We start from the raw sequence: 24,997 nt of genomic DNA on the forward strand, positions 1-24,997 counted from the left end.
GTCACACCGGCAGGCGGCCGCCGGTCCGGGTCTTCTCCAGCCAGGTCAGGAACTCCAGCGGCGGGATCGGCTTGGAGATCAGGTATCCCTGGATGGCGTCGCAGCCGTGCTCGCGGAGGTAGTCGAGTTCGTCCTGCTCCTCGACGCCCTCTGCCACGACGGTCAGGTCGAGGGCGCGGGCCAGCTGCAGCGCGGCGTCGGTCACCGCGCGCCGGGTGCGGTCGGTGACGATGTGCCGTACGAAACTCTTGTCGATCTTGACCTCGTGGATCGGCAGGTGGGCCAGCCGCCCCAGCGACGAGTGCCCGGTGCCGAAGTCGTCGATGGAGAGCTTCACGCCCAGGCCGTGCAGGGCGTCGAGGGTGCGCCGGGCGCCGGTCGGGTCGGCCATGATCGCGTTCTCGGTGATCTCCAGGGTGAGCGCTCCGGCCGGCAGGTCGTGACGGTGCAGGGCCTGCTCGATCCGGCCGGTCAGACCGGGGTCGGTCAGCATGTCGGGGGACAGGTTGACCGCCACCGACAGCGGGTGGCCGAGGCCGCGCCAGGTCGCGCACTCGCCGAGCGCGGTGTCCAGGACGTGCCAGGTCAGCGGTCCGATCAGGCGGGCCCGCTCGGCGAGCGGGATGAACTCGTCCGGCGGCACCGGCCGGCCGTCGTGCTGCCAGCGCACCAGCGCCTCGGCGCCCAGCGGGCGGCCGGTGGCCGGGTCGACCTTCGGCTGGTAGACGACGGTGAGTGTGCCCGACTCGACGGCGACGCGCAGGCCGGCCATCAGAGCGAGACGGCGGGCCGTGTCGTGGTCGTCCTCGGGCTGGTAGACGCGGACACCGCAGCGGGTGTCCTTGGCCGCATACATCGCCAGGTCGGCCCGGCGCAGCAGCAGATCGGCGTCGTCGCCGTGCTCCGGGGCCACGCACACCCCGATGCTGACCTGCACGTCCAGCTCCAGGTCGCCGACGGGTGCGGGCAGCTCGACGGTACGCCGTACGTCCTCGGCGAGCGCCGCGATCACCTCCTGGTCGCCGCCGTCCCGGATGATCAGCGCGAACTCGTCGCCGCCGAACCGGGACACGGTGCCGCGCCGGCCGTACCGTTCCTCGAGACGCCGGCCGATCTGCCGCAGCAGGTCGTCGCCGGTGTCGTGGCCGAGCCCGTCGTTGACGTCCTTGAAACGATCCAGGTCCAGCAGCAGCACCCCGACCGTCCCGCCCGTGGCGACCGCCGCGTCGGTGGCCTCCTGCAGGTCGGCGAGGTACCGCTGGCGGTTGGGCAGCCCGGTCAGCGGGTCGTGCGCGGCCGTGTGGCGCAGCCGCTCCAGCAGCCGCACCTCGGACAGGGCGGCCCCGGCGTGCGAGGCCATCGCCTGCAGCAGGCGATGGTGGTCGTCGGTGAAGGCGGGCGTGTCGGCCATGCATCCGGTCACGAGCAGCACCCCGGTCTGCTCCCCGAGGCGGACCGGCACCGCGATCCGGTCCTCCCCGAGCACCGGTGTGCCGGTAGCGGCCGGCTGCCACCAGTCGTCCGCGTCACCGGCGAGCGGCGAGACGGCGAACTGTTCCCGGCCGTGCAGGAGCATCCGGACGGTCCGGCCGTCCTGCGGGACGACGAGCGCGGCCTCCTCGGTACGGACGATGTCGCGGGCCTGGCCGAGCACGGTACGGGTCACCTCCCGCGCGTCGGTCAGCCCGTCCAGCGATCGCGTGAAGCGGTAGAGGTCCTCCACCTGCTGGTGGGTACGGGTCTGCTGGGCGTACCGGTCGAACACCCGGTAGGCACAGAAGACCAGCACCCCGAGCAGCAGCGCCGCCCAGATCTGCTGCCGGACCAGCATGGCGGTGACCAGCGCAAGGGTGGTGGAGACCGCGACCAGCGGCATCTGCAGCAGCTCTTTGACGTCGGCACTGAGCAGCCGCCGCCACTCCTGGCTGTCGTCGTGCAGGGCGATGACCGCGCTGATCAGCACGATCGACACCAGGTCGGCGGCGAACGTCGCGGCGAACGCGGCCGCCCAGCCGACCGGCCCGTACGGGTCGGCGGTGCCGCGCAGCAGGTGGAACACCACGGCGGCGGTGGTCGCCTGGGTCAGGTAGAGCGTCGTGTTGAAGACGAGTTTGCCGCCCCGCTGGCCGCGCAGCACGATCAGCCCGGCGAGTGCCCCGGCCAGACGGACCAGCAGCAGCAACGCCGGGTGGATCATGACGAGGCCGAGGACCAGCGGGATCTCGCTCAGGCTCATCGTGTGCGCGCCCCGGCGCACCGGGAACTTGACGGTGAACCGCTCGGCCAGGGCGAACAGCAGAGCCAGGGTGCCGAGCAGCAGCAGGCTCGCGCTGTGCGGCGGGGGTGGACCGAGGAGCTGCCCCATCCCCGCCTGCACGAGCACGACCGCGATCGCGAGCGCCGCCGAGAGGGCGAGGACCCGTGCGCCGGGCGTGCGGGCTCCTCCGCGTCCCATGGTCCTCCCCTCCCGGCTGTACGTTCTCCCTGTCGGCGGCAGCGCGCCGGGGTTGAGTGAACGCGCGTGGCGGTGCCCCGATCAGCCCCAGCTTCGGCCCGCCCAGGACCGTCCGGCCCAGGTTCCGCTGTTCCAGGATCGCCCGGTCCAGGTCGCGCCGTTCCAGGATCGCCCGGCCCAGCTGTCGCCGTTCCAGGACCGCCCGGCCCAGGATCTGCCGGTCCAGGACACGACCGCCCACGTGGCCGACGCCCAGGACGTGCCGGTGAAGGCCTGCCCGGACCAGACCGAGCCGTTCCACGTGCCGCCGTTCCACGCCTTGCCGTTCCGGGCGACCGCCGCCCACGTGAGCGGGATCCACGGCATGCCGAAGATGTCGCGTTCCCCGGTCAGTTCGGCCCCGGTGACGCCGTCGGCGACGTGGCTGGTGCCGCGGGCGGCCTCCAGCGACCCGAGTCCGGTCGCCGGCGCCCACACCTGGGTGGCGTTGAGCGGCGCGATCAGGGCGGAGGCCTCGGCGATGTCCAGCTGTCCGGCGCCGGAGCCGATCGGGTCCGGCTTGGGGAGCGGGTCGGCGGTCTTGATCAGGAGCTGTTTGACCTGGTCCGGGCTGAGTCCGGGGCGCTGCTGGAGCAGCAGGGCCACCGAGCCGGAGACGACGGCCGCGGCCTGCGAGGTGCCGCTGCCACGGAACAGCCGGTCACCGACACGGGCCGCCGGATACGTCGTGTCGATGTACGAACCCGGGACCCGCAGCGACACCAGCGACCGGCCGGCGGCGATCAGGTCCGGGTGCCGGACCGCGTTGCCACGGTTGCTGAACGCGGCGACCGTGTCGTCGGCGCGGGCGGCGGTGCCGTTCGGGTCGGCCGCGCCGACCGCGAGGACGTACGGGTTGGAGGCCGGATTCGTGACCCGGGCGGCACCGTCGTTGCCGGTGCTGGCGACCACCACGATGCCCTTGCGCCAGGCCGTCTCCACCGCGAAGGAGAGCGGGTCGATCAGGGACGGCTGGATCGAGTCGGTGCCGAACGACAGGTTCAGCACCCGGATGTTGAGTCCCGGGTCGTTGCGGTGCGCGACCACCCAGTCGATCGCCGCGATGATCTGCGAGACGTCGACCGCACCGTCGTAGGCGGCCGTCTTCAGGCTGATCAGGTGCGCGCCGGGGGCGATGCCCTCGAAGCCGTTCGCCGGATCGGAACCGGCGATGATGCCGGCCATGTGCGTGCCGTGCCCGTAGGTGTCGATGTTCTGCAGGCCGGGAGTCTGCGACTCGAACGACAGGTCCGGGCCGTTGATCACCTTTCCGGGCTGGTTCAGGCCGGCGACCGGGGCGACACCCGAGTCGATCAGAGCGACACCGATGCCCGCCCCGGTCAGCGACGCCGTGTCGACCGTCCCGTTCGTCACCTTGCCGCCGGCCGCGTTCTTCACCACGCCGACGGCGGCGTTGGCCCCACCGAGGTCGAGCCAGTCGCTACCGGCCAGCTCCACCGCCGGTTCCGCCGCGTGAGCCGGGCCGGCACCGAACGGTGTCGTCGCGAGCAACGCCGCCACGACACCGAGTCCTGTTCGCCGGACCCATCGTCTCGTCTCCACCATCCGCTCCCCTTCCCTGACGCAGGAGGCGGGCATCGGCAGGGCGGCCGGGAACCTGAGGACTTCGGCCCGGGATTTCCGCCGCCTAGAGGTACCGCACCAGGCGGTCGGTGAGCGTGCCGGGCCGGCTCAGTGCCGGCGTGTGGCCGCCGTCGATCTCGTCGGGGACGACCCCGAGACGCTGCCGGGCGACGCGGTGCAGATAGCCGGGCGGCAACAGGCGGTCGTCGCGACAGATCAACACCCTTGTCGGTACGGACGGCCAGGCGCCCATCGGTGTCGGCTCCCCCAGGCGCGTCTCCGACTGTGCCCGGCCCCGGGCCCGGGCCTCGGCGGCGAGTCCCGGCGCCACATCCTGATAGAAGACGTCGTCGTGCTCCTCGCGCGGCTCGGTGTCCCAGCCGGTGTTCGCCCAGTACTCGGTGACCGCCTCGCCGGGCGCCGGGATCATCGGCGCGACCAGCACCATCAGGCGGGCCGGCACCCGCTCGCAGACCAGCGGCGCGGTGAACCCGCCGAGCGAATGCCCGACGACGACCAGGTCCTCGCGGTCACCGGCGGCCGCGATCACCGCGTCCGCGTACTCGGGGAGCCCCGCCGTGTCGTCGTCGCAGGGCAGGTCGGGCGCCACGGTGTGGTGGCCGCGTGACCGCAGTTCGGCCTCCACGAGATGCCAGTACCAGCCGACGTCGCCGGCACCGTGGATCAGAACGAACGTGGCCACGACACGCCTCCTCAGGGACGGGACTGGGAGCCGGTGCTGTGCAGGCGGGCGGCCTGCCTGGTCAGGTGATTGCGCTCGGCCAGGTTGGACGATCGGCGGGCGGCTACGGCGTACAACTCGGCGGCTTTGATCCGGTCTCCTGCCTTTTCGTGCAGGTAGGCGGCGGCCGCCGTGTGGCGCGGCAACGACGGGTCCACCTCGGCCAGGGCCGCCAGGCCGGCATGCGGGCCGTCGGCCTCGCCGACCGCGACCGCCCGGTTGAGGCGCACCACCGGATTGCCGGTGAGCCGGACGAGTTCGTCGTACCACTCGACGATCTGTACCCAATCCGTCTCGGCGGCAGTCCGCGCGTCGGCATGCAGTGCCGCGACCGCCGCCTGGGCCTGGAACTCGCCGAGCCGGTCCCGGGAGAGCGCCAGCTGGAGGATCGCGACACCCTCGGCGATCATCGCGGTGTCCCAGCGTTCCCGGTCCTGGTCGGCGAGCGGGACGAGGCTGCCGTCGGAGGTGGTACGGGCGGCGCGCCGGGCGTGGTGCAGCAGCATCAGCGCGAGCAGCCCGGCCACCTCGGGATGATCGACGGCGGCGGCGAGCTGACGGGTCAGCCGGATCGCCTCGGTGGCCAGGTCCACGTCGCCGGTGTAGCCCTCGTTGAACACCAGGTAGAGCACCCGCAGCACGGTCGCGACGTCACCGGGCTGGTCCAGGCGCACGCCGGAGACGGTGCGTTTGGCCCGGCTGATGCGCTGCGCCATGGTCGCCTCGGGCACCAGGTAGGCGTCGGCGATCTGCCGGGTGGTGAGCCCGCCGACCGCACGCAGCGTGAGCGCGACCGCCGACGCCGGGGTCAGCGACGGATGGGCGCACAGGAAGTGGAGCCACAGCGTGTCGTCGGCGGAGGCGGCCGGGCCGGACGGCGGTTCCCGGTCGACGAGGTCCTCACGCCGTCGCCGGGCGGTGTCGGCACGGGCCGCGTCGAGGAACCGCCGCCACGCGACCGTGATCAGCCAGCCCTTCGGGTCGCGGGGCGGTTCGTCCGCCCACACCCGCAGGGCCTCGACCAGGGCGTCCTGGACGGCGTCCTCGGCAGCCGCGAAGTCGGCTCCGCGGCGGACGAGGATCGCCAGCACCCCGGGGGTGAGCCCCCGGAGCGCGGCGAGAGACTCGGTCATTCGGTCACGGTCGGCGGCATGTGCAGGAACGGGCGCAGCTCCAGCCACTCGTGGATCGGCCGGCCGCCGGCACCGGGTGCGGCCGACAGCTCCCCGGCGAGCTCGACGGCCCGCTCGCGACTGTCCACATCGATGATCATCCAGCCGGCGATGAGGTCCTTGGTCTCGGCGAACGGCCCGTCGGTGACCGGCGGCCGCCCCTCCCCGTCGTAGCGGACCCACTCGCCCTCCGGCGCCAGCGCGTCACCGCCGACGAACTCGCCGCTTTCCTCGAGCCGGGCGGCGAAGTCGTTCATGTACTTGATGTGGGCCGAGATCTCGTCCGGCGTCCACTTCTCCATCGGCACGTCGTTGACCGCGGACGGCGCGCCACGGTAGTGCTTGAGCAGAAGGTACTTCGCCATGATGTCTCTCCTCGGTGCGGTCTGCGACCCATTCTGGTCGCGCTTCGTCCCGGGGACGGAGCCGCACACGCGGTCTCGACATCACTCGGCGGAATTCTCCCGGGAACTTCTCCGGGAGCCTCGCCGTGACCGCAGCAGCTCGAAGGCGACGATCACCGCGACGATGATGCCCAGCCGCGTGTACCACTGCCCCAGCACGGTCCCCTCGAACCGCTCCAGGCGGTCTATACCCCAGGTGGTAGACGCCCCCGATGGACGACGGATCAGCCCGGGTCCAGGGTCCACAGGTGGACGGCGTCGCGAGTGGTGGTCGCCCAGATGCCCGGACCCGCCGGGAGCGCGGGGCCGGACGCTGGGGCCGGGTAGGTGATCGGGCCACCCACGGTCATCGTGTCCAGGTCGAGCAGCCGGTGCTCGTCCTCGGTACCGACCACGGCGACCGACTCCCAGGGGAAGGCGGCCTGGATGTCCCAGACGGTGTCGCCGGTGCGATGGGTCCGCAGCTCGGTGGGGTCGCCGGTGCGGTACAGGTTGAGCCCGCGGAGGTCGAGGTCGGCGGTGAGGAAGTGGTCGCCGGAGGGGCTGACGTCGAGCAGGATGTTCTCGACCAGCTCCTGGACGGTCAGCTTCTCGCCGTCCCACTGTCCCCACAGCACCGGCGAGTGCTCCTCGCCCTCGCCGACGGTCAGGCCCATGCGCGCCGGATCGGGGTGCGGGAAGTGGACCGAGATCGAGGCCACCGTGCCGGTCGGGGCACGGCCCAGCACGGTGCCGTCGGCGGCGTCGAGGACCAGCCACTCCTCTTCGTCGCCGGTGCGCACGTGGGCCCAGACCAGGCGGCCGTCCGGGGAGAACGCGGCCGAGCCCTCGCCCGCGTGGAGGTGGTCGTGGTCTCCGGCGTACTCGTCGAACGTCTCGTGGGCCACCTCGCACATCGCGTCGGACCAGCAGCCGTGCCGCACCTCCCAGCCGTCGGCGCCGACGGCCCGCAGCGCGTGCACTCCGGCGAAGACGACGACGTCACCGGCGGGTGCGACCGCCAGCGAGCCGTAACCCCGCGGCCAGGGTGCGGGGAAGCGACGGTCCCCGACGGCCACCTCGGTGTCGCCGCGCTGGACGAGCAGGGTGCGTCCGGCCAGGTAGCGGACCTCGGGCGGGTCGGACGACGCCGGATCGAGGGGTGCGGTGAGCGTGGCGACGAGACGGGCGGAAGGCACGCCCCACCATAGATGAGCAAAAGCGTAACCAGTAGGTTACGCTTTCCGGGTGGACGAGGTGGCGGGCGCGATCGCGGATCCGGTGCGGCGGGAGATCCTGCTGATGCTGCGTGACGAGCCGCTGTCGGCCGGGCAGATCGCCGGCCGGTTCGCGATCAGCCGGCCCGCGGTCAGCCGGCACCTGCGGGTGCTGCGTGACGCCGGGCTGGTCCGCGACGCCGCCGACGGCCGCCGTCGCGTCTACACGCTGGTCACCGGCCCTCTCGACGAGCTGGCCGGCTGGCTGGGGCGGCTGACCCGGCCGTCCGGCTGGCAGCAGCGGTTCGACGCGCTGGAGACCGAGGTCCACCGCACCCGCCGCGAGCGGCGCGCCGCCGCCCCGGCCCCCGAGACCCATGAGGAGATCGCGTGAGCCCGACACCGACCGGACGCCTCTTCGGCGACGACCTGGTCCTGACCCGCACCTTCCGCGCCCCCATCGACGACGTCTGGGCGAGCATCTCCGAGCCGGAGCGGACGGCACGCTGGTTCGGTACGTGGAAGGGTGACGCCGCACCCGGCAACTCGGTGCAGGTGCAGATGGCGCTGGAGGAGGGCGCGCCGTGGATGGACATGACGGTCGACGCGTGCGAGCCGCCACGACGGCTGGCCCTGTCGGCGGTCGACGACTACGGCGCGTGGCATCTCGACCTGACGCTGACCGAGACCGGTGGGGTCACCGAGCTGCGGTTCACCCAGCACCTGACCGGTCAGGAGAATGTCGCCGAGGTCGGTCCCGGCTGGGAGTTCTACCTGGATGCCCTGGTCGCGGCGCGGGAGGACCGGCCACTTCCGGAGTTCGGCGACTACTTCCCGGCGATGAAGGAGTATTACGAGGCACAACGCGGTCAGTGAGACGGGTGCGCCGGGTCACTGCCGGATGTCCGCAGTTCGGCGGTTGACCGGCCGACTGTTCGTTCATGACGACAGGCAGGATCTGGGTGTTTCTCGGCGGGGCGACGTCCGCCGTCACCGGCCTGGTGATGACATATGACACGCCCGTGGGCAACGTGCTGTACGTCGTCACCTATCTGACGATGTGTGTGATGGCCTGGATGGCCGTCGCCCGTGTCGGCGCCGGACCGGACCGCCTCCCCTGGGTGCTGGTGGCCACCGCGCAGACGATGTGGCTGATCGGCGACAGCATCGAGCTCGCCTACTACTACCTGGCCGCGGGCGTGCCGCCGGTGGGCCTGGCCGACGCGTTCTGGCTGGGCGGCTATCCGCTGCTGGCGGTGGCGCTGACGATGATGGCCCGCCGCCGTGCTCCGGGTCAGCTGGGCGGCGCGGTGCTCGACGGCCTGACCCTGACGGTGGCCGCCGGGCTGGCCAGCTGGCAGTTCCTGATCATGCCGGTACTGGGTGCCGGGTACGGGCTGGCCGAGACGATCGTGCCCCCGCTCTACCCGATCGCCGACGTCGCGCTGCTGGCCGGCGTGCTGTTCATCGCGCTGTCGCCGGGCGGCCGGGGCACGCCGACCCGCCTGCTGCTCGGCGCCGTCGGCCTCTACCTGGCGATCGACGTGGCCTACAACGTGCTGCCGCTGTTCCTCGACTACTCGATCGTGGCCCGGATCGGCCCGCTGATCATGCTGGGCAACGCGCTGCTCATCGCGGCGTGCCTGCACCCGGAGCGGGCCGAGCTGACCCGTCCCGGCCAGCGGGTGAACGTGCTGCACCCGTCCCGTGTGCTCTTCCTGGGGCTGGCGTTCCTGACCGCGCCGACGCTGAGCCTGCTGCGGTCTGGCGTCGACAGCCACGCGGTCGTCGCCCTGTTCGCCACGGCGCTGAGCACCACGTTCGTGCTGTCCCGGTTCACCATCGCGGTGCGGGAGCAGGAGCGGGTCCAGGCGCAGCTGGCCTACCAGGCCCGGCACGACCCGCTGACCGGGCTCGCCAACCGCAGCGTGCTCACCGACGAGCTGGACCGGCCCGGCCCGGTCGCCGTGCTCTACCTGGACCTGGACGGGTTCAAGGAGGTCAACGACACGCACGGCCACGAGGCCGGTGACCTGGTGCTGTCGACGGTGGCGCAGCGCCTGTCGTCGGCGGTCCGGGCCACCGACCTGGTGGTCCGGCTCGGTGGCGACGAGTTCGTGCTGCTCTGCCCGAACCTGCCGGAGGCGGAGGCGATCCGGCTGGCCGACCGTGTCCTGGGCGACGTGGCGCAGCTGATCGAGTTCCGCGGTGAGCCGCTCGACATCGGCGCGAGCATCGGCATCGCCGCCTACGGCGACCACGCCCCGGAGCGTGACGTGCTGCGCAGTGCCGACATGGCGATGTACGAGGCGAAGAAGCAGGGCCGCGGCCGCTGGGTGCTGGCCGCGTGAGGGTCACAACTTCGTGCAGACGGAGCTGACGTCCAGGTAGTCGAGTCTCCCGGCCGCGACATCCCGCACCTCCTCGGCGGTCAGACCTCTCGTGAGCTGGGAGAACTTCGGTCGCAGCTTCAGGACCATCACGGTGCAGGTGAACCCGTCGATGTCGGCGTTGCTCTTCAGCAGCCACTCGTAGTCCGTGGTGTCCGGGAAGCCGGTCGGCGCCGGTTGTGGTGCCCAGTCACGGGCGGACACCACCTCCCGCAGATCGGCTCCCGGAGGACCGACGAAGTAGTACGAGGTGGTGTCGGCCTTCCGGTACTCGTCGACCTTGCGGAACCCGTCGACGGTCACGGTCTCGGCGAGGTCGGCGCTGCTGGCCGCGCCTGACGTGCCGCAGCCGGCGATCAGCGACAGGCTCACCGCGAGGAAGCTCCACCGGCGTCTCGTTCCAGGCATCGATGGGGTTCCTCGGAGTCCGTAGTGGATCAAGCGACGGCCCGATCGTAGTGCTCGCGCCGAGATCGCGCCGCCCCCTCGGAGCGGCTCAGGCGAGCAGGGCCTGGAGGCGCTCGAGCACCGCGTTCTGGATCTCCCGGAAGGTGCGCCGCTCGCCCTCGGCGACCCACAGCGCGAACGACGTGCGGAACACCGTCACGCCCGTCTCACCGGCCAGGGCCGCGCTGGCCGCGTCGACGCCGCGGGCGGTCAGCGCCCGGGTCAACGAGACCGCCAGTGACGACAGTTTGAGCAGCTCACGCTCCTGGAGAGCCTCGTTCGCGGCGATCACCGACTGGCGGGCGCGCGACCACGGCCGGCGCTCCTCGGGGAAGAGGGTGGCCGCGCCGGCGAGGACGCCGGCGATCATCGTCATCGGGTCGTCGTCGCCACCGCCGTCGGGCAGGCCGGCCAGGAACGCGCGCTCGAACTCACGCTGGTCGACGAAGAGCACCTCACGCTTGTCGGCGAAGTGGCGGAAGAAGGTCCGCTCGGTGAGCCCGGCGGCGGCCGCGATCTCGGCGACGGTCGTGCCGTCGTAACCCTGGGTGAGGAAAAGGCCGAGTGCCGCATCCCTGAGGCGCTCGGAACCGCCGCTCTGCCATCTCCCCATGACTCTCATCATAGTGATGTCAGAAGCTGACATCACGGTGTAGCGTCATGTCAGTCACTGACATCACTGGGAGGAGGCACGCCATGCGCGTGTTCGTCACCGGAGCCACCGGATGGATCGGCTCACACACCGTCGACGAGCTGCTCGCCGCCGGCCACCAGGTCCTCGGCCTCGCCCGCACCGACGCCGCCGAGGCGTCACTGCAGGCCAAGGGCGCGCAGGCACTGCGCGGCGACCTCGACGACCTGGCGGCGCTGCGCCGCGGGACCGAGGGCGCGGACGCCGTCGTCCACCTGGCCAACAAGCACGACTGGGCCGACCCGGCGGAGTCCAACCGGGCCGAGCGCGCCGCCGTCGAGACCCTCGCCGACGCGCTCACCGGCTCGGACCGGCCGTTCGTCTTCGCCTCCGGCCTGGCGGCGCTCGCCCAGGGCCGGCCGTCGACCGAGAGTGATCCGTCACCGTTCAGCGGCCCCGACGCGCCGCGAGGCGGCGCCGAGAGCCTCGCTTTCGAGTACGCCGCCCGCGGCGTCCGCTCCATCGCGGCCCGCTTCTCCCCCACCGTGCACGGCACCGGCGACCACGGTTTCATCGCCCTGCTGGTCGCGACCGCCCGCCGCACCGGTGTCGCCGCCTACGTCGGAGACGGCACGTCGGCGTGGTCGGCGGTGCACGTGCACGACGCGGCCCGCCTGGTGCGCCTCGGCCTGGAGCAGGCCCCGGCCGGCACCCGACTGCACGTGGTCGCCGAGGAGTCGGTGACCAGCCGGGAGATCGCCGAGGCCATCGGCGGCTACCTGAACCTGCCGGTCAAGCCGGTCGCGCCGGAGGACGCGGTGGACCACTTCGGCTTCCTCGGCCGGTTCTTCGCCACCGACATGGCGGCGTCGAGCGCCGTCACACGCGCCACCTTCGACTGGAACCCGACCGGCCCCACCCTGGCCGAGGACCTGGCCGCGGGCGCCTACGCCGGCGCCGGCCTCAGCTAGCCGCCTTTCGGGGTCCCGTTCCCTGGGTGATCGGCGCGGACCGGTGCGGGGAACGGGATCCGGGTCACCCTCCAGCGGTACCGGACGGCAGACCGGCGGCCGCGCGACGGGGTCCCCCGTTCCGGGGGTTGGCCGACCCGGCGGACCGGCTGTGCGACAGGCGACGGATCGACGCTCGCAACATCGACGGTCGGCACGTCACAAGGAGTCACATGCTGCTGCTGATCGCGGTGCTGGGGTTGGTTCTGCTGGTGGCTCTGGTCACTCCCGGCCCCGGCAACCGGGCCGGGCGGCGCTACCCGTGGGCCGGGTTCGCGGTGCCGTTCGTGGTGCTGGCCGGTTCGGTGCTGATGCCGTTGCCGATCGTGCCGCTGCTCGCCGGCGCGCAGCCGTGGCAGTGGGTGTTGCTTCTGGCCGGGCCACTCGCCGCGCACGGACTGGCCTGGCGGGTGAGCCCGCCCTGGTGGCGGCGCTGGCACGGCTGGATCGCCGGCCGCGCGGCGCTGCTGGTGTTCCTCGTCGCGGGCGTCGAGCTGACCCTGGTGAGCCGGTCGCTGTCCGCGCCCGAGCAGGCCGGCCGGATCTGGATCGTGTCACTGATCGTGACGGCCGGCTATCTGGCGTGCTGGCGGGTCGTCGACACCGGCTACTGGCCGCTGCTGCTGATCCGGGACTCGGCGTTCCTGCTGGCCGTCGCCGGCGCGGGCGCCTGGTGGCAGCGGCGTTACGACCTGGACGGCCCGGCGACCACACTGCTGATCGCCGCGGTCGCCGCGGTCGGCGTATCGGCGCTGGTCGCCGGGCTGTGGCGGCTGGCCCGCTGGATGCGCAACGGCCCGCCGTCCTGGCCACGGCCGCCCGGCCTGGCCACCTGGCCGCCACTGCCCGGCCAGGTGTGGAACGCGACCGTCGGGCGCGAGGACCGGCCGGTCGTGGTGTGGGAGCTGAAACGGTACTGCGCCTACGTACTCCCGGTGACGTCGGTGGACGGGCCGCGCGAACACCTGCGGCTGCCGCTGGCCGAATGGCACCGGGTGCTCAGCGACGACGCGTGGCTGTCGCTGCAGATCACGCCGGTGCCGTACACCGGTTTCCGCAGCGTGCGCGGCCGCTGCCCGGACCGTTTCTGGGAGCGGATGGGCCGTCGCGCGCTCGGCGACCCCGCCGAACTGGAAGCGCCCACGCTCCGGTCGGCCGCGAACCTCAGTCAGCGACCCCGGTGAACCCGCTGACCTGCTCCAGCCGCAGCCGGACCAGCAGCTCACCCTCGACGGCGTTGCGTGCGCCGTAGCTGTCGGCCAGGTCCGGGCCCATGTAACGCCCGGCGATGCGGGTCGCCCAGATCCGCATGTCCGGCAGGTCGGTCGAGATCGTCACCGGGCCGCGGACCGTCACGTAGGCGTAGGGCGCCACCTCCTCGTCGACGCACAGGGCGGCCCGGCCGTCGCGGGCCAGCGCGCGGCCCTTGACCGTGTCGGCGCCGGTGTTGAAGACCAGGTCGTCGCCGTCGAGCACGAACCAGATCGGCACGACGTGCGGGGACCCGTCCGCCCGTACCGTCGCCAGCTTTCCGGTCCGCGTGCCGGCCGAGAGGAAATCACGGACCTCGGCCGTCGTCATCTTCTTCGCCATGAGGCGATTCTGCCGCCACTCGTGACCGCCGGAAGCGGCGAGAGGCGAACGGGCCGGGTTGCCTCTCGGATACGCGATCCGGTGAGTTCAGCACCGGGTCGTGACCTGCCGATGAGAACGGTGCAGAGGCCCGTGGGGGTCGTCGGCGGGAGGTTGGACGCATGACGTACCGCTCGTCCCTGGCGCGAACGGCACTGTTCGCCACGGCGTACGTGCTGGCCACGGTGGCCGGACGGATGACGGTGATGGACGGCACCAACCTCAGCATGGTGTGGCCGGCCGCCGGGGTCCTCGTCCTGTGGTTCTGCGCCCAGCGGCACTCCCGGACCCGATGGGCCGACGTCGTCGCCCTGGTCGCGATCACAGCCGTGGTCAACCTGTCCACCGGCGCGAGCCCCCGGCTCACCCTGGTCTTCGTGATCGCGAACCTGAGCCAGATCACCCTGTTCATGTACCTGTTCCACCGCTGGCAGCCGCATCTGTGGGGCGCCGGCGGACGGCAGGAACTGACCAGACTGCGTGACCTGTGGGTGCTGCTCGGCGCCGCCGCGACCAGCACCACTCTCGGTGCCGCCCTGGGCACCACCGGCATGTGGCTGATCAACGGCAACCTCGCCTGGTCCTCGGGCGCGGTGTGGCTGGCCCGCAACACCGCCAGCGTCCTGCTGATCGGTGCGGCCGGGCTGCGGCTCAGCTACAGCTGGCACCACCGCCCCATCGGCTGGACCTGGGGCACCTCGTGGCGCTGGGCCGCCGAACTGTGGCGGGCCACCCGCTGGTGGCGCGCCGCCGAGTACACCGCCCTGATCGCCTGCTCGGCCCTGGCCTACTGGTTCGCCTTCGCCGCCACCCAGGGGCTGCCGGTGGCGTTCTCGCTGATCGCCGTCACAGTGTGGGCCGCCTTGCGGATGCCGACCACCTTCGTCGTCTGTCACGACCTCGCCGTCGGCACCGTCGCGGTGATGTTCACCCTCCACGGTTCCGGATCGTTCGCCGAGATCTCCGATCACGCCACCCGTGCCCTGATCGCCCAGCTGTTCGTCGGCATGGTCGCCGTGATCGGGCTGGCCCTGGCCCTGGGACGCGACGAGCGTGCGGCCCTGCTGTTCCAGCTGAGCGCCGACAAGGCCGACCTGGCCGCCCAGAAGAATCAGGCCCAGCAGCACGGGAAGCTGCTGACCGCCATCATCGACTCGATGGCCGACGGTCTCTCCGTCATCGACGCCGACGGGCAGGTACTGCTGCGCAACGCCGCCACCACACGTCTGCTGGGCGGGCGCACCAGCCCCGGCGACAAGGTGGCCAGCAGCGACTACTACGGCCTGTTCCACCTCGACGGCCGGCCGATGGCCGGGGACGAGACCGTCTACGCCCAGGTGATCGCCGGAGCCGAGCACGCCTGCGGCGAGATGCTGGTACGCAACCCCGACGTGCCCGAGGGCCGCATCGTCACCGTCACCGGAACCCGGCTCGTCGACGCCGACGGCGTGCCGCGGGCCGTCGTCGTCGTGCACGACATCACCGCCGAACGGCGTCACCGCGACGAACTCACCGCATTCGCCGGCGTCGTCGCCCATGACCTGCAGAATCCGCTGACCGCCATGCGCGGGTGGACCGAGGCCGCCGCCGACGCGCTGCAGGACGTCCCGCCGCACCCGTCCGTCACCGAGGCCGAGAGCAGCCTGCTGCGCGCCCAGCGGGCCGGCACCCGGATGCGGACGCTCATCACCGACCTGCTGGACTACACCACGTCCCGCGACGCCGGTCTGCGCCCGGACGTGCTCGACCTGACCCGCATCGTCACCGACATCGCCGCGGCCCGCGCCGACGCCATGATCGCCGCCACCGGCAAGGCGCCCCGCTTCGACATCGGCGGTCTGCTGCCCGTCCACGCCGACCCGACACTGGTCCGGCAGCTACTGGACAACCTGATCGGCAACTCCATCAAGTACACCGCGCCGGACGTCACACCGGCGATCAGTGTCCGCACCGCGATGACCGGGAACGACCGTGTCGAGGTGACGATCGTCGACAACGGCATCGGCATCCCCGCCGGTCAGCACGAAGCCATCTTCGGCAACTTCCACCGCGCCCACGCCGCGTCCGGGTACGCCGGAACCGGTCTGGGCCTGAGCATCTGCCAGCGGATCGTGAACCGCCACGGCGGCAGCATCACCGCGGCCGACGACCCGGGCGGCGGTTCACGATTCGTCTTCACCCTGCCGTCCACCGGCCCTACCGCCAGCAGCGCGACCGCGGCGTCGCCGGGCCGGACGGCCGTGACATCCGGGTGACGGCGCGGCCCGCCGGGATAATCGGGCGATGCCCACACAGGACGACGTACTCGGGTACTTCCGTTCGCTGTCGACCTGGGGACGCTGGGGCGACGAGCTCGGCACCCTGAACCACATCACCGACGACGTCCGGCGAGCCGCCGCCCGGGCCGTGCGCTGGTCGACGCCACGACCGGCTCCGGCAGCCCGGTCAACCCGATCGCCACGTTCTGAGCACGGCCGGTGACACCGTCACGCGACAATGACGGGATGAGCACACGGTGGCTGTTCGCCGACCAGCTCGGACCACATTTCCTCGACGATCCGGGGCAGCGGGTCCTGCTGGTCGAGTCGAAGGCCGTCTTCCGTCGGCGCGTCTTCCACCGGCAGAAGGCGCACCTCGTGCTGTCGGCGCTGCGGCACCGGGCGCAGGATCCCGGCGTGGAACTGGTGCGCGCGGAGACGTACACCGAAGGGGTCCGGCAACCGGTGACCGTCTGCCATCCGACCTCCCGTGCCGCCCGCGGTCTGGTCCGGCGGATGCCGGGCGTCGAGATGCTGCCGCCGCGCGGCTTCGTCACCAGTCCGCAGGACTTCGTGACCTGGGCGCACGGCCGCAACCGCCTGCGGTTGGAGGATTTCTACCGGCACGCCCGGCAGCGGCACGGCGTGCTGATGGACGGCGGCGAGCCGGCCGGCGGCCGGTGGAACCTCGACAGCGACAACCGCGAGCCCCCGCCGCGAGGCGCCCGGCGGCTCGGTGCGCCGCAGCCGCCGCCGATCGTCGAGGACGAGATCGATGCCGGGGTACGGGCGGAGCTGGACCGCTGGCAGCACGACGACGGCATCGTGTTCGTCGGCAACGACGGCCCCCGCCTGTTCCCGGTCACCCGCCGGGAGGCGCTGGACCGGCTGCGGCACTTCGTGGACCACCGGCTGCCGATGTTCGGCCCGCACGAGGACGCCATGCTCGCCGGCGACCCGTGGATGGCCCACAGCATGCTCAGCCCGGCGATCAATCTCGGACTCCTCGACCCGATGGAGGTGATCGAGGAGGCCGAGCGGGCATACCGTTGCGGGGCGGCACCGCTGGCCGGGGTGGAGGGTTTCATCCGGCAGATCCTCGGCTGGCGCGACTTCGTCTGGCACCTCTACTGGTATTTCGAGCCGCGCTACCGGGCCTCCAACGAGCTGCGCGCCGGCGCGGACCTGCCGAAGTGGTTCGCCGACCTCGACGCCGACGCGGTCGGGGCACGATGCCTGTCCGACGTGCTGGCCGGGGTCCGCGACCGTGGCTGGGTGCACCACATTCCACGGCTGATGGTGCTGGGCAACTACGCCATGCAACGCGGCTGGCGGCCCGGGGCGGTCGCCGACTGGTTCCACCGATGTTTCGTCGACGGCTACGAGTGGGTGATGACGGCCAACGTCGTCGGGATGAGCCAGTACGCCGACGGCGGCCGGATGAGCAGCAAACCCTATGCCGCCGGTGGTGCCTACGTGCACCGGATGAGCGACTACTGCGGTGGCTGCCGCTACGACCCGAAGGTCCGGGCCGGTGCGGACGCCTGCCCGTACACGGCCGGCTACTGGAGCTTCCTGGCCCGCCACGAACGGGACCTCTCCGGTAACCACCGGATGGCCCAGCCGCTGCGCGGGCTGCGGCGGCTCAGCGATCTGGAGGCCCTGCTGGAGCAGGAACGGGCCCGCGGCTCCCACGCCCCGTGACCGCACTCGTGCAGTGAGATGAATCGCTGCCGCGGCCGGGACGGCACGGTAGGTTGACGGTCAGGTGTGCCGGGAAGTCTGGTCGGCGTTCGATTCGCCGTGTCCTGCCGAAGGAGCCCCGTGCCCGAGACCCCGTCGCGCCCGCTGCGATTCCTGTTCGGCCGTGGCACATGGCCGGAGGCCCGCCGCATCGCCGACGTGCTGCGCACCGAGACCGTCGGCGGCGCCTTGCTGCTGGGCGCGGCGGTGCTGGCGCTGCTGTGGGCGAACTCGCCGTGGGCCCCGGCCTACCAGGAGCTGGGTTCGATCACGGTCGGGCCGGCCGCATGGCACCTGGACCTGACCCTCGCCCAGTGGGCGTCCGACGGCCTGCTGGCGATCTTCTTCTTCGTCGCCGGGCTGGAGCTCAAACGGGAGTTCGTCGCCGGCGACCTGCGCGACCCCCGGCGGGCGATCATGCCGGTCGCCGCGGCGGTCGGCGGCATGGCCGCGCCGGCACTGATCTACACGGCGATCAATGCCACGGCGGCCGGTGGCGCACTGTCCGGATGGGCCGTGCCGACCGCCACCGACATCGCCTTCGCGCTGGCCGTCCTCGGGGTGATCGGCACCCATCTGCCGGTGGCGTTGCGCACGTTCCTGCTGACGCTCGCCGTGGTCGACGACCTGCTCGCCATCGTCATCATCGCCGTGTTCTACACCAGCTCCCTGCACGTGCTGCCGCTGCTGGCCGCGCTCGTTCCGCTGGGTCTGTTCGCGGTGCTGGTGCAACGCCGGGTGCGGTCGTGGTGGCTGCTGCTGCCGCTGGCGGTGGCCACCTGGGCGCTGGTGCACGCCTCCGGGATCCACGCCACGGTCGCCGGCGTACTGCTCGGGTTCATGGTCCCGGTCCTGCGCCGCTCCGAAGGGCCCGGGCCCGGCCTGGCGGAACAGTTCGAACACCGCTGGCGGCCGCTGTCGACCGGGCTGGCGGTACCGGTGTTCGCGTTCTTCGCCGCCGGAGTGTCACTGTCCGGCGCCGGCGGCCTCGGCGCGGTCCTGCGCGACCCGGTGACCGCCGGCATCATCGCCGGCCTGGTGCTCGGCAAGTGCGTCGGCGTGCTCGGCGCGACCTGGCTGGTCCAGCGGGCCACCCGGGCGTCGCTCGGCGACGGGGTGAGCTGGTGGGACGTTCTCGGGCTGTCGCTGCTGGCCGGGATCGGCTTCACCGTCTCGCTGCTGATCGGCGAGCTCGCCTTCGGCACCGGCGGCGAGCGGGGCGACCACGCCCGGATCGGCATCCTGGCCGGATCGGTGATCGCCGCACTGCTGGCCACCGTCGTCCTGCGCATCCGCAACCGCCACTACCGGCTGCTGTGCGCCGACGAGGAGCGTGACACCGACGCCGACGGCGTACCCGACGTCTACCAGCGGGATTCCCCGCCACCGAGCTGACCGGCGGGACCTGCCGCACCGCGCTCCGGCCACATCAGACATCATCGACGCGTGGGCGACCTCCTGATCAATCTGCTGGCCAGCATCATCGCCGGTACGGCCGTCTGGCTCGCCGGTTTCCTGCTGCGCCGCCGCAAGCTGGGCCGCGAACGTGCCTTCTTCGGTCTCACCGACGGGACCAGCTGCCTGATGGTGGTGTCGCGGCACGCGTCGTCGCCCAGCGAGTTCAGCGTCCACCGTCGCGACGTGGCCGCGCTGGTGGAGCTGGCGACCATCGCCCGAGAGTGCGGGGCACACGCGGACCGGGTCGGTGACAGCCAGCCGACCGGGGAGATCGGGCGGCTGACCGAGTTCTGTGTCGGCGGCCCCGGCGAGGCCAACCCGCGCGCCGCCACCCACCTGCGCACGATCCTGCGCGGTGTCCGCTACGAGGTCTTCGACGAGGGCAAGCGCCGCCTGTCGTTCACCGTCGGCGACACCGAGTACACCCTCACCCCGGAGACGAGCTACGTCCTGCTCGCCAGGTTCTGGGGCCCGGCCGGTGGGCACCCGGTGTTCTTCCTCGGCGGTCTGAGCGCCGGCAGCAATCTCGCCGCGGCCCGCTACCTGGCCGTGCACCACATCGCGCTCCACCAGAAGTACGGTGCCGACCGGCCGTTCGCGCTGGTCCTGCGTATCGTGGAGCCGGCCGCCTACGGCACCGACTTCACCGAGCTGGTCGCCGACGTGACCGGCATCGCCTTCCAGCCGGGGGCTTCCGGCACTCCCGCGCCGGTCCCGGGCGCAGAACAGAGGAAAGAGATACCAGGCGGGTGACAGTCCCGCGCGGAACGTCGGATCAGGCGTAAGGTCGGCAGGATATGCCGCACTACGTCGGGGTTGCTGGCCTTCCCAGGGTTCGTCCTCTCGGCTGCACAACGCAGATTCGCGATGACCCGTCAACCGAAGGTTCCCTCGGTGTCTTTCCCTGTGGATACATCATCAGAGTCCCGTTTCACCCTGGCGGTCGACGATCGTACGCCCGAGGTGGTCGTCATGCGGCTCACCGGCGAGATCGACCGTGACGCGGTCACCGACCTGCAGACGACGTTCGCCGAAATCCTCGATCGTCACCGCCCCGAGCGGGTGGCCCTCGACATGAGCCGGGTGACGTTCCTCGACTCGGCCGGCCTGCGCACCCTGCTCACCTGCCGCAGGATGGCGGCGACGGCGAACAGCAGGGTGGAGGTGGCCCTGGCGCACGACATCGTGCGCCAGGTCCTGACTATCACCGGGCTCCTCGACGTCCTCAACGTGGCGCCCGCCGACGGGCTATGAGGCGAAGATCGAGTACTTGGCGGTCCAGCGCGACGAGGGGCCGAAAGTGGACGGCCAGGTGCCGAACGTGGTCGGTGCGCTCCACGCGCCCTGATCGGCGCTGCCGGTGTCGTAGCTCAGGTTGTTGTCGCCGTTGGTGTTGTACACCAGCCAGTAGGCCGTGTTCGCGGCCAGGGTCGCGGTGATCGGACGGCTGTTCCAGGTGCCGGCGGTCAGCGTGCCCGACGTGCTCGACGCCACCAGCGCGCCCGGGGAGCCGCCGGCGTCGGCGTAGATCGCGACCTGGAACTGGTCGGCCGGTGCGGCCTGCACCGCAGCGAGATACACCGAGATCTGGCTGATCGGGAGCGCGGTGGCGCCGTTGACGAACCGCGAGCCGTTCAGGTAATTCATGTCGCCGACGTCGAGCAGGCTGCCGGTCTGGTCGTAGCCGAACCGCGGGGTGCTCGCCCCGGCCGTGGTGAACGAGAACTGGTGATCGGCGGCGAGGGCGTTGCCCGCCGCGTCGGTCACGCCGGTCCGGATGGTCACCGTGTACACGGTGGAGAGGGCCAATGCGGTGGCCGGCGTGATCGTCGCCGTCTGGGTGGCGGCGTCATAGGCGACGGTACGGGCGACCGCCGCACCACCGGGCCCACGCAACTCCAGGTTCGCCGCCGTGACGGTGCTCGCCGTCACGGGCTCACTGAACCGCACCGTGACCGGAGCGTTCACGGCCACACCGGTGGCGCCGCCGGCCGGGCTGGTCGAGGTCACCGCCGGTGCGGTGGTGTCCGCCCCGGTGGTGGCGTAGAGCGAGAACCTGGCGTTCCACCGGGTGGACGTGCCGAAGGCCGCCGGCCAGGTGCCGAACGTGGTCGGTGCGCTCCACGCGCCCTGGTTGGCGCTGCCGGCGTCGTAGCTCAGGTTGTTGTCACCGTTGGTGTTGTACATCAGCCAGTACGCGGTGTCCGGGGCCAGTGCCGCGCTGACCGGCCGGGTGTTCCACGCGCCGGCGGTCAGCGTCCCGGACGTGCTGGTGGCGATCCGTGCGCCGGGTGATCCGTTGGCGTCGGCGTAGACGGCGAGCTGGTACTGGTTGTTCGGCGCGGCCTGCACCGACCTCATGTAGACCGACATGGACGTGACGGTGGCCGGCTCGGCGCCGGTGACGAAGCGGGAGCCGTTCATGTGGTTGAAGTCGCCGGAGTCCAGCGAGGCCCCGGCCGAGGTGTAGCCGATGCGTTGCGGTGCCGGGGCGGTCGTGTAGGTGGCGGTGTACGTGGTCGCGGCCGTCGGTGCGGTGACGACGTGGGTGGCCGCTCCCCCGTCGGACCACGAGCTGAAGGTGGACGTGTTCTGGGGCGACGGGGCGGAGACCGAGTTGGTGGAGCCCTGGATGACCGTACGCGCGAAGGGTGTCGTCCCGGCGGAGGAGCCGACGGTGAGCTGGAGGCCGGACGGCACGGTGGCGAAGGTCAGGTCCACGGTCTTCGGGTCGAGGCGGCGCGTGACGGCGTGGGTGAGGCCCTCCTGGTCGGTGGCCAGGAGCTTGAGTTCCAGGTAGGACGGGTACTCGTGGTCGGGGGCCTCGAACGAGCCGGACGCCGCACCGGTCCAGCTGCGGATCGCGTGCTCGTGGCAGTTGTCCGGCGCCGAGCAGTGGTGCATGACCAGGTCCCAGTTGAGCCGGGACGCGGCGAGGGTGCCCTGCTGGGGGTCGGTGGCGTGACCGGTGAAGGCGATCGTGTCGCCGACCTTCCAGGTGGTGCCGACGGTCGGCGTGTCGATGAACGCGGTCGGCGCCTCGTTGCCGGGCGTGATGCCGATCGTGCTGGTGTGGGTCGCGTCGAGCGTGTCGGTGACGGTCAGCCGCGCGGTGTACGAGCCGGCCGTCGTGTACGTGTAGGTGGCCGTCGCGGCGGTCGAGTCGGTGACGCCGTCGCCGGTGAAGTCCCAGGCGTAGCGCAGGCGGCCGTCGTCGGCGGGGTCCGGGTCGGTGGAGCCGGTGCCGTTGAAGGTGACGGTCAGTGGTGCCGGGCCCTGGGTCGGTGACGCGTCGATGACGGCGGTCGGCGGCTGGTTGCCGGGGAAGTAGCGGATCCGGCGGATGGTCCCGCCCAGGTCGGCGTAGTACAGCTCGCCGCCGGGGCCGACCTCCAGGTCGACCGGGCCGGCCGCGTCGGAGACGAAGGTCTGCAGGTTGGCCGCGCTGGGCAGGCCGCCCGGGGTGGACGGCAGCGCCGCCCAGATGCAGCGGCGGGAATAGTCGGCGAAGAAGATCGCGCCGCGGTAGGCCGCCGGGTAGGGACCACCGGCCACCGGGTAGAACGCCACACCGGTCGACGAGGAGCTGCCGGTCGGGCACGCCTCGCCGGCGACCAGCTTGCTCGCGTGGTTCCACGCCACGAACGGCTGGGTGTGGGTGGCCGCGTCGGTGTAGAGGGTCTCGCAGATCGGCAGGTTGGCGCTGTCGTACCCGGACTGGCGGGCGTTGCCCTCCCAGCAGGGCCAGCCGAAGTTGGTCACGCCCGCGGTCGGGTCGACGACCCGGTTGACCTCTTCCCAGGTGGTCCAGCCGGTGTCGGAGATCCAGGTCTCGTTGGTGCCGGGCCGCACGGTGATCCGGTACGGGTTGCGCAGGCCGTTCGCGACGATGCGGCGGGTGTCGGGGTCGGCGGCGCCGATGTTGGGGTTGCCGGGGGCGGCGTCGCCGGTGGCCGGGTCGAGCCGGAGCAACGTACCGTCCAGTTGGGTTTCGTCGCCGGCGGTGCGGATGTCCTGGGCCCGCAGCGCGCCGCCCTCTCCGGCCGGGTCGGCGCACGGGTTGGTCGGCGCGCCGGCCGGATACTGGCCGTAGTCGACGGCGTTGAAGCTGGCGCCGTCACCGGCGGAGACGTAGAGCATGCCGTCGGCGCCGAAGGCGAGGTCGCCGATCGAGTGGCTGGGGAACTGCTGGCACCAGTCGTGCAGCAGCACCTGCTCGGTCCCGGTCATGGTGTTCCCGGCGGCCCGCAGGCGGGAGAGCCGGCCGGTGACGACGCAGCGGCCGTCGCTGGCGTTGGTGCAGACGTCGTTCCAGACCGGGGCGGTCTGCCCGGGCGGCGCGTCGTAGGTGTAGAGGACGTAGACGTACGGGTCGGCCGGGAAGTTCGGGGCCAGTGCCATGCCGAGCAGGCCGCGGTCCCACTGGTTGTGGACGTTGGCCGACAGGTCGGCGAAGACGGTCGGGGTGGTGTCGGCCAGATCGTCGAAGATCTTGATCCGGCCGCCCTTCTCGGCGACCAGCACCCGCCCGTCGGACGCGAACTCCAGATCGACCGGCGAGCTGAGCCCACTGAAGACGATCTGCTCCTGGAATCCGGTCGGCAGTGCGACAGCGGTGGCCGGCTGCGAACCGGCGAAGGACGTCATCGTGATCACGGCCGTCACGGCGACCAACCCAGCGAGCGCACGCCGAAGCACGGGCATTCCCCTCCCCCGATTTATCGATGAATCCTATGTAGATCCTGTGAGCGCGATGCGTCGGCTGTCCGACTCGACTGGTCGCCGACCGGGCAGAAGTGGTCGTACGTCCGGTGGATGCCCGTCGATCGATGGGCGGCGCCCGTGTTTCGATGTCGCGGTGATGTTGGCTTCGCTCGGCCGCTGGTGCGTCCACCGCCGGTGGCAGGTCCTCGGCGCCTGGCTGGTTCTCGTCCTGGCCGGGCTGGTGTTCGGCGGGCAGGTCTTCGACCGGCTGGCCGTCACCGGCAGCCTGCGGGCCGACGCCGAGTCACAGCTGGCGGAACGGCGGATCGACCAGGTACGGCCCGAGGGGCCGATGATCGTCGCCGTGGTCGGCGGGCGCGAGGTCTTCGATCCGACGCTGGTCGCCTCCGTCACCGCGGTCACCGCGCAGATTCGCGGTCTCGGCGGTGTGGTGGCGGTCGATGATCTGTACGGGGCACCCGGCGGCCGGATCGGTGCCGGCAACCGCAGTTCGCTGATCCGGGTCGAACTGGACCGGACCCTGCCCGATGACCGCCGGGAGCGGGTCGAGGACACGGTCGTGGCGGCACTGCACCGCATCGACGCGCCCGAGGTGCTGGTCAGCGGCGAGAAGCTGGCCGAGCGGGCGTTCGCCGGCCAGGCCCTGGCCGATGCGGCGTTCGGCGAGTCGGTGGCGATCGTCGTGCTGGCGGTGGTGCTGGTGCTGGTTCTCGGCGGGTTCGTGGCCGGGGCGATCCCGCTCGCCGCCGCGCTGGCGACCGTGTCGGTGACCCTGCTCGGCCTGTTCGGGCTGACCGTGGTCACCGGGGTCAGCCAGTTCACCGTCAACGTGGTGACCCTGCTCGGCATCGGGCTGGCCGTCGACTACGCGCTGCTGGTGGTGGCCCGGTTCCGCGACGAACGGGACGCCGACCCCGGTGCCCCGGTCGGCGCACTGGTCGCCCGCACCACGGCGACGGCCGGCCGGACCGTGCTGATCTCGGGGCTCGCCGTCGCCACGACCATGACCGGGCTGACCGCGTTCGCCGAACCGCTGCTCGGGGCCATGGCGCTCGGCGGGGCGACCGCGGTGCTGCTGGCCACGGCGGCGGGGCTGACGGCCGTACCCTCG

The 24,997-nt window shown here is 72.0% G+C and carries 22 protein-coding genes; 12 read left to right on the forward strand and 10 right to left on the reverse strand.

Translation table 11 applies throughout. The features are described from left to right. Nucleotide 1: 1 nt before the first annotated feature. The 6 genes from ACFO0C_RS28045 to ACFO0C_RS28070 all read right to left on the reverse strand — a co-directional run bounded on the left by ACFO0C_RS28045 (nt 2) and on the right by ACFO0C_RS28070 (nt 7,574). Nucleotides 2–2,455 (reverse strand): putative bifunctional diguanylate cyclase/phosphodiesterase, encoded by a 2,454-nt coding sequence (locus ACFO0C_RS28045; protein ID WP_378069688.1) that lies wholly within the window; start codon nt 2,453–2,455, stop codon nt 2–4. An 81-nt stretch (nt 2,456–2,536) separates the two neighbouring features. Continuing rightward, a complete protein-coding gene (locus ACFO0C_RS28050; protein ID WP_378069689.1) occupies nt 2,537–4,060 on the reverse strand; it encodes a S8 family serine peptidase in 1,524 nt (507 codons plus the stop codon). Between the two features lie 82 nt (nt 4,061–4,142). Then, nucleotides 4,143–4,781, reverse strand: a complete 639-nt coding sequence (locus ACFO0C_RS28055) for an alpha/beta fold hydrolase (protein WP_378069690.1) — start codon at nt 4,779–4,781, stop codon at nt 4,143–4,145. 11 nt (nt 4,782–4,792) lie between these two features. Continuing rightward, nucleotides 4,793–5,953, reverse strand: coding sequence for an RNA polymerase sigma factor (locus ACFO0C_RS28060; RefSeq protein ID WP_378069691.1), 1,161 nt, complete (start codon nt 5,951–5,953; stop codon nt 4,793–4,795). Beyond that, a complete protein-coding gene (locus ACFO0C_RS28065) occupies nt 5,950–6,357 on the reverse strand; it encodes a YciI family protein (RefSeq protein WP_378069692.1) in 408 nt (135 codons plus the stop codon). Before ACFO0C_RS28065 ends, ACFO0C_RS28060 begins: the two co-directional genes overlap by 4 nt. Before the next feature lie 263 nt (nt 6,358–6,620). Further along, the gene (locus ACFO0C_RS28070; RefSeq protein ID WP_378069693.1) at nt 6,621–7,574 is read right to left on the reverse strand and encodes a hypothetical protein; all 954 of its coding nucleotides are present in this window, start codon (nt 7,572–7,574) and stop codon (nt 6,621–6,623) included. A 49-nt stretch (nt 7,575–7,623) separates the two neighbouring features. Here ACFO0C_RS28070 and ACFO0C_RS28075 point away from each other — a divergent pair, with 49 nt between their 5' ends. From ACFO0C_RS28075 to ACFO0C_RS28085, 3 genes are all read left to right on the forward strand, one after another. Then, on the forward strand, nt 7,624–7,986 hold the full coding sequence (locus ACFO0C_RS28075) for a metalloregulator ArsR/SmtB family transcription factor (protein WP_378069694.1): 363 nt from the start codon (nt 7,624–7,626) through the stop codon (nt 7,984–7,986). Beyond that, entirely contained in the window at nt 7,983–8,468 is a 486-nt protein-coding gene (locus ACFO0C_RS28080) for an SRPBCC family protein (protein ID WP_378069695.1), read from the forward strand. Before ACFO0C_RS28075 ends, ACFO0C_RS28080 begins: the two co-directional genes overlap by 4 nt. Before the next feature lie 65 nt (nt 8,469–8,533). Continuing rightward, on the forward strand, nt 8,534–9,943 hold the full coding sequence (locus ACFO0C_RS28085; RefSeq protein WP_378069696.1) for a diguanylate cyclase domain-containing protein: 1,410 nt from the start codon (nt 8,534–8,536) through the stop codon (nt 9,941–9,943). A gap of 3 nt (nt 9,944–9,946) precedes the next feature. On the opposite strand, the gene ACFO0C_RS28090 is transcribed toward ACFO0C_RS28085, so the two are convergent. Together ACFO0C_RS28090 and ACFO0C_RS28095 are read right to left on the reverse strand one after the other, a co-directional pair. Further along, nucleotides 9,947–10,390 (reverse strand): hypothetical protein, encoded by a 444-nt coding sequence (locus tag ACFO0C_RS28090; RefSeq protein WP_378069697.1) that lies wholly within the window; start codon nt 10,388–10,390, stop codon nt 9,947–9,949. A gap of 88 nt (nt 10,391–10,478) precedes the next feature. Beyond that, the gene (locus tag ACFO0C_RS28095; protein WP_378069698.1) at nt 10,479–11,042 is read right to left on the reverse strand and encodes a TetR/AcrR family transcriptional regulator; all 564 of its coding nucleotides are present in this window, start codon (nt 11,040–11,042) and stop codon (nt 10,479–10,481) included. Between the two features lie 83 nt (nt 11,043–11,125). On the opposite strand from ACFO0C_RS28095, the gene ACFO0C_RS28100 reads away from it, so the two are divergent. Continuing rightward, entirely contained in the window at nt 11,126–12,031 is a 906-nt protein-coding gene (locus tag ACFO0C_RS28100) for an SDR family oxidoreductase (protein WP_378069699.1), read from the forward strand. 212 nt (nt 12,032–12,243) lie between these two features. Continuing rightward, complete coding sequence (locus ACFO0C_RS28105; protein ID WP_378069700.1) at nt 12,244–13,254, forward strand: hypothetical protein; 1,011 nt, start codon at nt 12,244–12,246, stop codon at nt 13,252–13,254. Here ACFO0C_RS28105 and ACFO0C_RS28110 read toward each other — a convergent pair. After that, entirely contained in the window at nt 13,235–13,663 is a 429-nt protein-coding gene (locus ACFO0C_RS28110; RefSeq protein ID WP_378069701.1) for a PPOX class F420-dependent oxidoreductase, read from the reverse strand. The two genes, ACFO0C_RS28105 and ACFO0C_RS28110, sit on opposite strands and share 20 nt — an antisense overlap. A 161-nt stretch (nt 13,664–13,824) precedes the next feature. Here ACFO0C_RS28110 and ACFO0C_RS28115 point away from each other — a divergent pair, with 161 nt between their 5' ends. The 6 genes from ACFO0C_RS28115 to ACFO0C_RS28140 all read left to right on the forward strand — a co-directional run bounded on the left by ACFO0C_RS28115 (nt 13,825) and on the right by ACFO0C_RS28140 (nt 20,415). Then, the gene (locus tag ACFO0C_RS28115; protein WP_378069702.1) at nt 13,825–15,957 is read left to right on the forward strand and encodes an ATP-binding protein; all 2,133 of its coding nucleotides are present in this window, start codon (nt 13,825–13,827) and stop codon (nt 15,955–15,957) included. A gap of 28 nt (nt 15,958–15,985) precedes the next feature. Further along, entirely contained in the window at nt 15,986–16,183 is a 198-nt protein-coding gene (locus tag ACFO0C_RS28120) for a hypothetical protein (protein ID WP_378069703.1), read from the forward strand. Between the two features lie 23 nt (nt 16,184–16,206). Then, nucleotides 16,207–17,664 (forward strand): cryptochrome/photolyase family protein, encoded by a 1,458-nt coding sequence (locus ACFO0C_RS28125; protein WP_378069704.1) that lies wholly within the window; start codon nt 16,207–16,209, stop codon nt 17,662–17,664. 120 nt (nt 17,665–17,784) lie between these two features. Next, nucleotides 17,785–19,098 carry a Na+/H+ antiporter NhaA gene (nhaA, locus tag ACFO0C_RS28130; protein WP_378069705.1) on the forward strand — a complete coding sequence of 438 codons (1,314 nt, stop codon included), beginning with the start codon at nt 17,785–17,787 and terminating at the stop codon, nt 19,096–19,098. Between the two features lie 51 nt (nt 19,099–19,149). Continuing rightward, nucleotides 19,150–19,914, forward strand: coding sequence for a hypothetical protein (locus ACFO0C_RS28135; protein WP_378069706.1), 765 nt, complete (start codon nt 19,150–19,152; stop codon nt 19,912–19,914). A 141-nt stretch (nt 19,915–20,055) separates the two neighbouring features. Continuing rightward, a complete protein-coding gene (locus ACFO0C_RS28140; RefSeq protein WP_378069707.1) occupies nt 20,056–20,415 on the forward strand; it encodes an STAS domain-containing protein in 360 nt (119 codons plus the stop codon). Here ACFO0C_RS28140 and ACFO0C_RS28145 read toward each other — a convergent pair. Further along, nucleotides 20,410–23,826 (reverse strand): PQQ-dependent sugar dehydrogenase, encoded by a 3,417-nt coding sequence (locus ACFO0C_RS28145; protein WP_378069708.1) that lies wholly within the window; start codon nt 23,824–23,826, stop codon nt 20,410–20,412. The two genes, ACFO0C_RS28140 and ACFO0C_RS28145, sit on opposite strands and share 6 nt — an antisense overlap. Nucleotides 23,827–24,022: 196 nt before the next feature. On the opposite strand from ACFO0C_RS28145, the gene ACFO0C_RS28150 reads away from it, so the two are divergent. Further along, a partial coding sequence (locus ACFO0C_RS28150) for an MMPL family transporter (protein WP_378069919.1) occupies nt 24,023–24,997 on the forward strand: 975 nt, incomplete at its 3' end.

This window comes from Actinoplanes subglobosus (genome assembly GCF_042650585.1).
Classification (GTDB): domain Bacteria; phylum Actinomycetota; class Actinomycetes; order Mycobacteriales; family Micromonosporaceae; genus Actinoplanes; species Actinoplanes subglobosus.

Coding starts and splice junctions, on each gene's coding strand:
- ACFO0C_RS28090 (WP_378069697.1), bottom strand. CDS start 10,390: ATGCCTGGAACGAGACGCCGGTGGAGCTTCCTCGCGGTGAGCCTGTCG.
- ACFO0C_RS28110 (WP_378069701.1), bottom strand. CDS start 13,663: ATGGCGAAGAAGATGACGACGGCCGAGGTCCGTGATTTCCTCTCGGCC.
- ACFO0C_RS28065 (WP_378069692.1), bottom strand. CDS start 6,357: ATGGCGAAGTACCTTCTGCTCAAGCACTACCGTGGCGCGCCGTCCGCG.
- ACFO0C_RS28105 (WP_378069700.1), top strand. CDS start 12,244: ATGCTGCTGCTGATCGCGGTGCTGGGGTTGGTTCTGCTGGTGGCTCTG.
- ACFO0C_RS28125 (WP_378069704.1), top strand. CDS start 16,207: ATGAGCACACGGTGGCTGTTCGCCGACCAGCTCGGACCACATTTCCTC.
- ACFO0C_RS28045 (WP_378069688.1), bottom strand. CDS start 2,455: ATGGGACGCGGAGGAGCCCGCACGCCCGGCGCACGGGTCCTCGCCCTC.
- ACFO0C_RS28095 (WP_378069698.1), bottom strand. CDS start 11,042: ATGGGGAGATGGCAGAGCGGCGGTTCCGAGCGCCTCAGGGATGCGGCA.
- ACFO0C_RS28100 (WP_378069699.1), top strand. CDS start 11,126: ATGCGCGTGTTCGTCACCGGAGCCACCGGATGGATCGGCTCACACACC.
- ACFO0C_RS28085 (WP_378069696.1), top strand. CDS start 8,534: ATGACGACAGGCAGGATCTGGGTGTTTCTCGGCGGGGCGACGTCCGCC.
- ACFO0C_RS28050 (WP_378069689.1), bottom strand. CDS start 4,060: ATGGTGGAGACGAGACGATGGGTCCGGCGAACAGGACTCGGTGTCGTG.
- ACFO0C_RS28115 (WP_378069702.1), top strand. CDS start 13,825: ATGACGTACCGCTCGTCCCTGGCGCGAACGGCACTGTTCGCCACGGCG.
- ACFO0C_RS28060 (WP_378069691.1), bottom strand. CDS start 5,953: ATGACCGAGTCTCTCGCCGCGCTCCGGGGGCTCACCCCCGGGGTGCTG.
- ACFO0C_RS28120 (WP_378069703.1), top strand. CDS start 15,986: ATGCCCACACAGGACGACGTACTCGGGTACTTCCGTTCGCTGTCGACC.